Genomic DNA, 536 nt, shown 5'->3' with positions numbered 1-536 from the left:
GCCTCGTTTACATACGACCATCTGGAGCGCCTGACGGAACAGACGGCATACGGCGGGGACGGCGCGGTCAAGAACCGCACCGCGCAGGTCTACGATCTCTACGACAACGTGATCTCCAGGACGTTGACGGACGCGGCGGGCAAGGAGCTCTATAAAGAGACCGCCGTCTATGAACCCGTCGTGGAGAGCAGGTATTCCCGCGTGACCAAAACGGTCGACGGGGACGCCGCAGCGCCCTCCGTCGTCACGCAGACGACCAGCGACCAGCTCGGCCGTGTGGTGGAAGAGCGCGTGAAGGGGACGGCGGATTCCGTCGTCGTCCACGGCTATGATAAGCTGGGCAACAAAGTCTCCACGATCGATCCCAACGGGAACGTCTCGAGATGGGAATACGACCACGCGGGCCGTGTGACAAAGGAGACGAACGCGGCAGGCAAATCGGCCCTCACGGCCTACGACGCGCTCGGAAACAAGGTTTCCACGACCGATCCCAAGGGAAACGCCACGCTGTTTTATTACGACGCGGCGGGACGCCT

The 536-nt window shown here is 62.3% G+C and carries 1 protein-coding gene; it reads left to right on the top strand.

Annotated elements, in window-relative coordinates:
- Positions 1 to 536, top strand: a 536-nt coding sequence (locus NE609_RS17325) for a hypothetical protein (RefSeq protein ID WP_256153241.1), incomplete at both ends; no start/stop codon positions are given.

Source organism: Anaerotruncus sp. DFI.9.16 (assembly GCF_024461615.1).
GTDB classification, from domain to species: domain Bacteria; phylum Bacillota; class Clostridia; order Oscillospirales; family Ruminococcaceae; genus Anaerotruncus; species Anaerotruncus massiliensis.
The sequence above is the reverse complement of the archived record's forward strand: the minus strand, read 5'-3'. Positions and strand labels throughout refer to the sequence as shown.